The organism is Methylobacterium sp. CCH5-D2 (genome assembly GCF_001556475.1).
Taxonomy (GTDB): Bacteria; Pseudomonadota; Alphaproteobacteria; order Rhizobiales; family Beijerinckiaceae; genus Methylobacterium; species Methylobacterium hispanicum.
Genome location: NZ_LSIX01000757.1, coordinates 1 through 7,605 on the forward strand (window position 1 = coordinate 1; position 7,605 = coordinate 7,605).

Here is a 7,605-nt window from a genome sequence, read left to right on the forward strand (position 1 = left end):
GGCGTGCGTGAAGGCGGTGTCGTCCACGAGATGGGCCACGTAGAGCGGCTTGCCGCGGGTCAGCCGGGTCAGCAGCGCGAGGATCGGGTAGGCCATGACCGGCACGGCAAGCAGGCCGAGGAGGCGCCACCCGGGCGGCAGGAGAAGCAGCGGCAGGGCAGCGAGCACGAGGCTCAGCACGGCCAGCCCCAGATAGATGCGGTGGACGCTATAGATCACGGTCGCGAAGCGCCGCGCCTCGCGGCGCAGGTTCCGGCCGTAGCCGCTGCGGGCGAGGCGCCAGAGCAGGACGGGCACTTCCGAGAGGCGGCGCCATTCCGGGCGGGGGAAGTGGGCGCGCACCACGTCCTCCCAGCGCAGCAGGCTGTAGCGCGTGCGCGTGCCGTCCTCCTCCACGTCCCAGTCAAGGCTGATCCCGTCCGGGGCGCGGGCCGGCTCGCCGACCGCGATGGCGCGACCGCGCAGCGCCGCGGTGCGCCGCGCCTCGCGCCGGAACAGGCCCCAGTAGGTTTCGGGGTCGCGCGGGTCGAAGCCCGGCATGTAGAACACGGCACGCCGGCCGATCCGCGGGGAGCGCGCGCACGCCTCGTCTGTCATCGTCTGGGAAATGGGATCGCTCGCGGCCGCCGGGGTGGCCGTCCCTAACAGACCGAATCGGGCGCGGACGAGGAGAAAGCGCGGCGCGGAGCGGTCAGCCGCGCCCCTCCGTCAGCCGGCGGGCGTGTGGCTGAGGAAATCCGCGATCGCCCCCACGAAACGCTCGCCGTAGGCCTCGCGCTTGCGCTCGCCGACGCCGTGGACCGAGCGGAGCGCCCAGAGATCGACGGGCTTCTGGCGCGCCATCTCGACGAGCGTCCGGTCGGGGAAGACCATGAAGGCCGCGATGCCCTCCGCCCGCGCGATCGTGGCGCGCAGGCCCCTGAGATGCTGGAACAGCGCCTCGTCGGCGTCCGAGAGCGCGAGCGCGTCGTCGTCGCCCCGGGACGAGGCGCGGCGTCGGTCCCGGCTCTCCGCCTTCGGTTGCGGGTCGGGCCGCAGCTGCACGCTCTCGCGCCCGAACAGGATCGCCTCGCCGCGCTCGGTCATGCAGAGGCCGCCGTATCCGTCGCTGTTCTCAGCGACCGCGCCCGCGGCGAAGAGCTGGCGCAGGATGGCGCGCCAAGCCGCCACCGGCTTGTCGGCCCCGACCCCGTAGGTCTTGAGCTGCGTGTGGCCGTTGCGGCGGATCTGCTCGCTCTCCTTCCCGTGCACCACGTCGCACACATAGGCCGCGCCGAAGCGCTGGCCGGTGCGCACGATCGCCGAGAGCACCTTCTGGGCGGCGACCGTGCCGTCGATCAGCTCGACGCCGCCGCGGCAGAGGTCGCAGCGCCCGCACGGAGCGCTCGCCTCGCCGAAATAGCCGAGCAGCGACTGGCGGCGGCAGGCGGCGCCCTCGCAGAGCGCGATCATCGCCTCGAGCTTGCGCCGCTCGACCCGGCGGCGCTCGTCGCCGACCTCCTTCTCGTCGATCTGGCGGCGGCGGAGCGCCATGTCGTCGAGGCCGTAGAGGGTGAGCGTGTCGGCGGGCAGCCCGTCGCGGCCGGCGCGCCCGATCTCCTGGTAGTAGCCCTCGATGTTGTTGGGCATGTCGGCGTGGCAGACGAAGCGCACGTCCGGCTTGTTGATGCCCATGCCGAAGGCGATCGTCGCGGTCATCACCACGCCGTCCTCCTGCAGGAAGACGTCCTGGTTCTTCATCCGCGTCGCCTGGTCGAGGCCCGCGTGGTAGGGCAAGGCGTTGAAGCCGTCCGCCTTCAGGCTGTCGGCGAGCTGCTCGGTGCGCTTGCGCGACGAGCAGTAGATGATCCCGCTCTCCTGGCGGCGGTGCTTCAGGAAGCGCTCGATCTGCCGCGTCGGGTTGTCCTTCGGCACGAAGGTCAGGCGGATGTTCGGCCGGTCGAAGGAGTGCACGAACACCCGGGGCGGGCGGCCGGCCTGGAACAGGCGCTCGGCGATCTCCGCGCGCGTCGTGGCGTCGGCGGTCGCGGTCAGGGCCAGCACCTGCACGTTGCCGAGCGTCTCGCGGGCGCGGGCGATCTCGCGGTACTCGGGCCGGAAGTCGTGGCCCCATTGCGAGACGCAGTGCGCCTCGTCGACAGCGAGCCGCCGCACGCCCGCGCCCCGCAGCGCCTCCATGCAGCCGTCCATCAGCAGGCGCTCGGGCGAGACGAAGAGGAGGCGGAGTTCCCCGGAGCGGATGCGCCGCCACGTCTCGCGCGACTCGGCTTCCGGCACCGTGGAGTTCAGGGTGGCGGCCGGGATGCCGAAGGCGCGCATCTGCTGGACCTGGTCGTGCATCAGCGCGATCAGCGGCGAGACCACGACGCAGAGGCCATCCTCCACCAGGGCGGGGAGCTGGTAGGTCATCGACTTGCCGGAGCCCGTCGGCATCACGGCGAACACGTCGGTGCCGTCGAGGACGGCGCCGATCACCTCGGCCTGTCCGGGCCGGAAATCGTCGTAGCCGAAGGTTTTTCGAAGGGCGGCGCGGGCCTCGTCGAGGCGTTGGGACATGGGGCTGGGGGTCCGGGACTACGAACGGCTTGAAGCGGGTTTGTGTAGGCCGTAGCCTTCAATGTCTATGCGGTGGAGAGGCCCGTGCCGCCGGACATCTGCGACGAGGAAGCGAATCGCTCGGCCGACAAACTGGCCCTCACAGCCACGGTGAGCAAGACCGAGTCTGTGCGCGGCGCCCTCGTTCATGACCTCTGGCGAGAGGAGCAATGCGTTTTCCTGGCAGAGCGTCTACAGCCCTTGTTGGACGAGATCGCGGCGGCCCCCAAGACCGGGCACGAGGCAGACAAGGCGTTTTACGACGATCTGAGCGGGGATCCGTGATGTCCGTCGATGCCTCTGGGATCATCGCGATCCCCAACCGGGAATTTACCGCGTCGCGACGGCGAGTGCCGCCCCCGCCATCACGGTGCCGGCTCCCCGGTTGACCGCCCGCCGCGCGCGGACCGAGCCGAAGAAGCGCCGGACCCGGGCCGCCGCGAGCGCATAGGCGGCGAGAGTCGTGCCGAGCACGATCACGATGATCGCGGCGTTCTCCATCATCCCGATCATGGTCAGGTGTTCGAGATCGATCACGGTCGGCAGCAGGGCGAGGAAGAACAGGACGACCTTCGGATTGCCAAGCGTCAGAGCGAGGCCGCCGAGGAAGAGGCGCAGCTCGCTCTCGCCCCGGATCGGTTCGCCCGCGAGCGGCTCGACCGGTGCGGTCCAGGCGCGCCACGCGAGGTAGGCCAGATAGGCCGCACCGAGATAGCGGATGACGACGAAGAGGGCGGCGAAGCTCTGCGCGAGCAACGCGAACCCCGTTGCCGCGACCGAGAACCAGAGCAGGTCGCCGACGAGGAAACCCGCGATGAAGGCCGGGATGCCGCGGGTGCCGCGCGCCAGGACGCGGGCGACGAGCGCGAAGACGCCGGGCCCGGGCGAGGCGACGGCGACCGCGTAGACGACGGCGAACAGGAGGAGGCTCGATAGGGGCATTGAATGCCTCAACCCGCTTCCGACGCAACGACGCGCCCGTCCGCGATCCGGACCACGTCGGCGCGTCCCGCCAGTTCCGAAAACATCGCCGGGTCGGCCCCCGTCATCCAGACCTGACCCGGCAGGGCTTCCAGCGCGTCGAACAGGCCGGCGCGGCGGCGCGGGTCGAGATGGGCCGCGACCTCGTCCAAGAGGATCAGCGGCGCGATGCCGCTCATCGCCTGGACGAGGCGGGCATGGGCCAGGACCAGCCCGATCAGCAGCGCCTTCTGCTCGCCGGTCGAAGCGGTGGCGGCCGGCACGTCCTTCGGGCCGTGGCGCACGGTGAGGTCGGTCGTCTGCGGGCCGATCAGGGTGCGGCCGGCGGCGCGGTCGCGGTGGCGGCCGCGGGCGAGCGCCACGCGGAAGCGGTCCTCCGCCTCCACCGCCGGCCAGACCGCCACGAGGTCGTCGAGTTCGCCCTCGAGCCGCACGCTCGCCCAGGGAAAGGGCTGGGCGTCGTCGCGGGTCTCGGCGATGAGGCGGTCGAGGCGCTCCACGGTCTCGCGGCGGGCGAGCGCCACCGCGACGCCGAGCTCGGCGGCCTCCCGCTCCACGGCGTCGAGCCACTGCCCGTCGTTCGGGCGCTCCTCTAGGATGCGGTTGCGCGAGCGCAGGGCCCGCTCCATCGCCGAGACCCGGGCGCCGTGGGCGGCGTCGACCGCGAGAACGAGCCGGTCGAGGAAGCGGCGGCGGTCGCCCGCCGGGCCCCGGAACAGGCCGTCGAGGTCGGGGGTCAGCCAGACCACCCGCAGGAACTCCGCGAAGGCGATCGGGGAGGGGACGTTGCCGCCGTCGATCCGGCAGACGCGCGCGACCTTTCCGTCGTAGCCCGGCGGCTCGATGCCGGTGCCGAGGCGGTGGGCGTCGCCGTCGCGGGCGAGCGTCGCCGAAACCGCGAAGCCGCCGGTCCCGCCCTCGCGCGCCATGGTGGCGAGGTCGGCCCGCCGCAGGCCGCGCCCCGGCGAGAACAGTGAGATCGCTTCCAGGAGGTTCGTCTTGCCGGCCCCGTTCTCGCCGACCAGCGCCACGAAGCGGCGCCCGAGTGCGAGGTCGAGGTCGGCGTGATTGCGGAAGTCGCGGGCGATCAGGCGGGTGAGACGCTGGGCGCCCTCGGTGTCAGTCATGCGGCCAGGGTGAGGGCTGTCGCGGCCTCTTCGGCCTCTCGGGTCCCGCCGCGCAGTGGGCGCGGCGGGATGTCGTCGGATCGGTCCTCAGCAGCTGAGGCGGCGGCCCTCGCGCTGGCCGAAGGTGCGGTAATGGGCGAGGCCCGATTGCATCTGGCCGTTCACGATGGCCCTGCGGACGTCCGGGTTGCAGCGCAGGTACTCGCGCTCGTCGAAGGCGTAGTCGCCCCGGTTGCGCCCGCGCGGGCGGTCGTAGTCGTCGTCGCGGCCGCGGCGGTAGTCGCCCCGGTCGCGGTAGTCGCGGTCGCGGTAATCCCCGCGGTCGCGGTAATCGCGGTCGCCGTAGCCGTAGGGCTGGGCGGAGGCGAGATTCATCGGGGCGATCAGGGTCATGCCCGCCACCGCCATCGCCAGAATCGCTCTCATCTCGTTCCCCTCTTCCATGTTTCGCGCCGCCGGGCGGCGCGGGTCACGCCGACCACACCTAGGGCGCGCGCGACCGAAGTGGATGCCGCGCGGCCCGCCGCGCGCTCACACCCGCATCGGCATCAGTACGTAGAGGGCCGGCGCCCCCTCGCGGTCCTGGATCAGGGTGGGGGAGCCCGGGTCGGCCAGCCGGAAGAGGGCGGTGTCGCCCTCGAGCTGGCTGGTGATGTCGAGGAGGTAGCGGGCGTTGAAGCCGATATCGAGGCCCGCGGCCTCGTAATCCACGTCGAGCTCCTCGGTGGCGCTGCCGGAATCCGGGTTGTTCACCGAGAGGGCAAGGCGGCCCTCCGAGAGCCCGAGCTTCACCGCCCGCCCGCGCTCGGAGGAGATGGTCGAGACGCGATCGACCGCGCGGGCGAAGGATTCGCGCTCAACCGTCAGGCGCTTGTCGTTGCCGGTCGGGATCACCCGCTGGTAGTCCGGGAAGGTGCCGTCGATCAGCTTCGAGATCAGGGTCACGCCGCCCGCGAAGCGCAGGCGGATCTTGGCGGGCGAGAGGTCGATGTCGACGCTCTCGCCGCCGTCGTCCACGAGCTTCTGGATCTCGGCCACCGCCTTGCGGGGCACGATCACGCCCGGCATGCCCTGGCTGCCCGGGGGCGCGTCGAGCTCGACCCGGGCGAGGCGGTGCCCGTCGGTCGCGACCGCGCGCATCTTCAGCGCGCCCTCGGACTCGATCGTGTGCAGGTAGATGCCGTTGAGGTAGTAGCGCGTCTCTTCCGTGGAGATCGCGAACTGCGTCTTGTCGATCAGCCGCTTCAGGTCGGCGGAGAGGATCGAGAAGCTGTGGGGCAACTCGCCCGCGGCCAGATCCGGGAAGTCGCCCTCCGGCAGGGCGCCGAGCGCGAAGCGCGAGCGGCCCGAGCGGATCGTCATCTGGCCGGACTCGCCGCCCGTCTCCAGCGAGACCTGGGCGCCGTCGGGCAGCTTGCGGACGATGTCGTAGATGACGTGGGCCGGCACCGTGGTGGCGCCCGGATCGGCCACGTCGGCGGGCACGCTCTCGGTCACCTCGATGTCGAGGTCGGTCGCACGAAGCTGCAGGCCACCGGATTCCGCGCGCAGCAGGACGTTCGACAGGATCGGTATCGTGTTGCGCCGCTCGACGACGCGGTGCACGTGGCCGAGCGACCTGAGAAGGGCCGCGCGCTCGACAGTGACTCTCATCGCTCAAACTCTGAAGCTGACGCGCCGCCGCGGCCGGCGGCGCCACTGAAATTGGCCGGTCAGCTTGGCGAAGGGTGGGGGCGAAGGCAAGGGCGCGGCCCGGCCTAAGGCCAAGCTCGCGCCCCGCACCCACAGGTCTGGCCCCGGGCGTCGCGCCCCCGGCGCTGTCGGGTCAATCCTGCAGCATGCGCTTCAGGAGCTCGACCTCGTCGCCCAGCACCGCGTCCTCGCCGATCTGCTTCTCGATCTTGCGCACGGCGTGCAGCACCGTGGTGTGGTCGCGGCCCCCGAAGCGGCGGCCGATCTCGGGCAGCGAGCGCAGCGTCAGTACCTTGGAGAGGTACATGGCGATCTGGCGCGGCTTGACCACGGCGGCGGTCCGGCGCTCCGAGAGGATGTCCGAGCGCGAGACGTTGTAGCGCGAGGCCACCAGCTTCTGGATGTCCTCGATCTTGATGCGCTTGGGCTCGCGGTTCTTCACGAGGTCGCGGATCGCGGTCTCGGCGGTCTCCATCGTCACGGCGGTGCCGGTGAGCGTGGCGTGGGCCAGCAGGCGGTTCACCGCACCCTCGAGGTCGCGGCCGTTCGCCGTGATGGCGCGGGCGACGTAGGCCGCCACCGTCGGCGAGACCTCGAAGGTCGGGTGCGCGGTCCGCACCGCCTGCAGGCGCGCGGTGAGGATCGAGACGCGCAGCGCCTCGTCGAGCGTGCCGATCTCGACCACGAGGCCGCCCGCGAGCCGCGAGCGCACGCGCTCGTCGAGCGCCTCCAGCTCGGTCGGCGGCCGGTCGGAGGCGACGACGACCTGGCGGCCGGCATCGATCAGCGCGTTGATGGTGTGGCCGAACTCGGCCTGGATCGACTTGCCCTGGATGAACTGCACGTCGTCGAGGATGAGCAGATCGATGCCGCGCAGGCGCTCCTTGTAGGCCAGCGCGTTCTGGGTCTTCAGGGCGTTGACGAAGCCGTACATGAAGCGGTCGGCGGTGAGGTAGATCACCCGGCGGCCGGACTCCCGCGCGGCGTGGCCGATGCCGTGCAGCAGGTGCGTCTTGCCGAGGCCCACGCCCGCGTGGAGGTAGAGCGGGTTGTAGAGCGCGCCCTCGCCCTCGTGCCGGGCCACGCGCTCGGCCGCCGCGTGGGCGAGCGCGTTCGAGCGCCCGACCACGAAGCTCGCGAAGGTGAGGCGGGCGTCGAGCGGGGTACCGTTGAGGTCGCCGCTGTGCCCGAGGCGCGCCCCGCGGAGGGC

At 71.8% G+C, this 7,605-nt stretch carries 7 protein-coding genes and 1 pseudogene; 1 reads left to right on the forward strand and 7 read right to left on the reverse strand.

The genetic code is table 11. The annotated features are described in order from the left end of the window. Positions 1–597: pseudogene (locus tag AX737_RS20215) on the reverse strand (hydrolase); the annotation flags it as partial. 111 nt (positions 598–708) lie between these two features. Beyond that, positions 709–2,556: a DNA helicase RecQ gene (recQ, locus tag AX737_RS20220; protein ID WP_066924417.1), complete on the reverse strand. Its 1,848-nt coding sequence runs from the start codon at positions 2,554–2,556 to the stop codon at positions 709–711. A gap of 84 nt (positions 2,557–2,640) precedes the next feature. Here recQ and AX737_RS20225 point away from each other — a divergent pair, with 84 nt between their 5' ends. Then, the gene (locus tag AX737_RS20225; RefSeq protein ID WP_066924418.1) at positions 2,641–2,880 is read left to right on the forward strand and encodes a type II toxin-antitoxin system VapB family antitoxin; all 240 of its coding nucleotides are present in this window, start codon (positions 2,641–2,643) and stop codon (positions 2,878–2,880) included. A 45-nt stretch (positions 2,881–2,925) separates the two neighbouring features. Here the strand turns inward: AX737_RS20225 and AX737_RS20230 are convergent, their stop codons facing one another. The 5 genes from AX737_RS20230 to dnaA form a co-directional block, all read right to left on the reverse strand. Further along, complete coding sequence (locus AX737_RS20230; protein WP_066924420.1) at positions 2,926–3,537, reverse strand: LysE family translocator; 612 nt, start codon at positions 3,535–3,537, stop codon at positions 2,926–2,928. Positions 3,538–3,545: 8 nt separating this feature from the next. Further along, positions 3,546–4,703: a DNA replication/repair protein RecF gene (gene recF / locus AX737_RS20235; protein WP_066924422.1), complete on the reverse strand. Its 1,158-nt coding sequence runs from the start codon at positions 4,701–4,703 to the stop codon at positions 3,546–3,548. An 87-nt stretch (positions 4,704–4,790) separates the two neighbouring features. After that, positions 4,791–5,129 carry a hypothetical protein gene (locus tag AX737_RS20240; RefSeq protein ID WP_066924428.1) on the reverse strand — a complete coding sequence of 113 codons (339 nt, stop codon included), beginning with the start codon at positions 5,127–5,129 and terminating at the stop codon, positions 4,791–4,793. A gap of 105 nt (positions 5,130–5,234) precedes the next feature. Next, positions 5,235–6,356, reverse strand: coding sequence for a DNA polymerase III subunit beta (gene dnaN, locus AX737_RS20245; RefSeq protein ID WP_066924424.1), 1,122 nt, complete (start codon positions 6,354–6,356; stop codon positions 5,235–5,237). A 172-nt stretch (positions 6,357–6,528) separates the two neighbouring features. Next, positions 6,529–7,605, reverse strand: a 1,077-nt coding sequence (gene dnaA, locus AX737_RS20250; RefSeq protein ID WP_066924426.1) for a chromosomal replication initiator protein DnaA, incomplete at its 5' end; no start/stop codon positions are given.

Excerpts from the sequence above, each read along its gene's own strand:
- recQ (WP_066924417.1), bottom strand. The coding sequence starts at position 2,556 with ATGTCCCAACGCCTCGACGAGGCCCGCGCCGCCCTTCGAAAAACCTTC.
- AX737_RS20230 (WP_066924420.1), bottom strand. The coding sequence starts at position 3,537 with ATGCCCCTATCGAGCCTCCTCCTGTTCGCCGTCGTCTACGCGGTCGCC.
- recF (WP_066924422.1), bottom strand. The coding sequence starts at position 4,703 with ATGACTGACACCGAGGGCGCCCAGCGTCTCACCCGCCTGATCGCCCGC.
- AX737_RS20240 (WP_066924428.1), bottom strand. The coding sequence starts at position 5,129 with ATGAGAGCGATTCTGGCGATGGCGGTGGCGGGCATGACCCTGATCGCC.
- dnaN (WP_066924424.1), bottom strand. The coding sequence starts at position 6,356 with ATGAGAGTCACTGTCGAGCGCGCGGCCCTTCTCAGGTCGCTCGGCCAC.